Origin of the sequence: Paraburkholderia phymatum (genome assembly GCF_040965635.1) — a bacterium.
Taxonomy (GTDB): Bacteria; Pseudomonadota; Gammaproteobacteria; order Burkholderiales; family Burkholderiaceae; genus Paraburkholderia; species Paraburkholderia phymatum_B.
Window position 1 is genome coordinate 1 of record NZ_JBFRCH010000093.1, and the last position, 1,443, is coordinate 1,443.

The 1,443-nt window shown below is 60.8% G+C and carries 1 pseudogene; it reads right to left on the reverse strand.

Features of this window, described 5'->3' with window-relative positions:
- Nucleotides 1–19: 19 nt before the first annotated feature.
- Nucleotides 20–1,341, reverse strand: a pseudogene (locus tag AB4Y32_RS40280) (IS5 family transposase).
- Nucleotides 1,342–1,443 lie beyond the last annotated feature (102 nt).

Sequence of the window (1,443 nt, forward strand, 5' to 3'; positions counted from 1 at the left end):
CTTTGGTCGGCCGTTGTCCTCACGGCTGGAAGACAACAGCGATTGGGCGGTTGAGCAAAGCGATCAGAACAAGGGCGTAAAAAAGCCTCAGCTTTCTGAGGATCATCCGCAGGTTATGGCCGGCACCGCACAGCACCGCATGTATCGCATCGCCGAGCGCACCTTTGAGCCAGTTCCGATCGAGCTTGCCGTCCGCCTTCATGTGACCGATGGCCGGCTCGATCGCGCTTCGCCTGCGGATCATCGCGCGCAGGCCGCGCGTGATCCCGCGTCGCAATCCCGGGTGATAGATCTTCGCGCCATCGACAACGACGCCCTTGTAGCCGCGATCAACAATGGCCACTTCCGGCTTCACGTCGCTCAGGATCGCCGCCTGCTCCAGCGCCTCGGCCAGCGTATGGCCGTCGTATGGATTGCCCGGCATCGAGCGCGCGCCGATCACGAGCCCTTCCTTGTGGGTCGTCGTGATCGACACCTCGACGCCGAATTCGTAAGGCGTACGGGCCTTGCCTTTGGCCAGACATTCGATTTCCGGTGCATGCAAGGCGTAAAGCTTGTTCCTGTCCTTCTGCTTCTGCGACAGGATCCGCCTGGTGCGACCGATCAACTCCTGCAGCGCACTGCGCCCGGTGTCAGCAACCGATTCGAGCTGACGCTCCACGTCACGCATCACCCGGCAACGCGCGAGCGCAACGTGCGCAGGGCCTTCCTCATGCGCTTGTACTGCTTCGCATGTGCGTAGCGGCCAATCTGACGCGCCAGGTGCGGCGCCTCGCGGTTGTAGTTCTGCCGCAGCTTCAATCCGTGCCGTGCCGCAGCCTTCACCAGATGTTCGCGACACCGTTCGAGCAGGCGCGAATCGGTTGGATGGGCGATCGCCTTTTGCATGACCGTCGTGTCGACGATCACGCGTTTCGCGCTTGAGGCCTTGATCACGCCCGCGCGCTTGGCCGCTTCGATCGTCTCGGCCAGCAGTTCTTCAACACCTGCTTCTCCCAGGCGCTTGCGCCAGCGCGTCAGACTCGACGGATCGACCGGCGGCTCGGTCTGCAAGTACGTCTCACCGGTAAAGACCTGCCAATACGGGTTCTCCACCCATTGCCAGACCACTTCCTCGTCCGACAGATCGAACGCATGCTGGAGATACAACAGGCCAGCAATCAACCTCGGTGAGGTGGCCGGACGACCCTTGCGGGAAACGAAGCTCGCGCTCATCGACGTACCCAGCCGATCCCAGTTGATCAGATCGGCCAGACGTACCAGCGGGTGCTTCAGGTTGATCTGCTCGCGCAGAGGATGTCGGAACAAATCGCCTTCGCTCACCGCTGTCTTCGGACCCATCCAGACCTCGACAGAATTTGCAGGAAACTACCCATAATCTGCTAGGTTACTGCAAATGCATCAACCACTTTCCACTTCAAGCCCTTGCTGTACAAGGTGCTT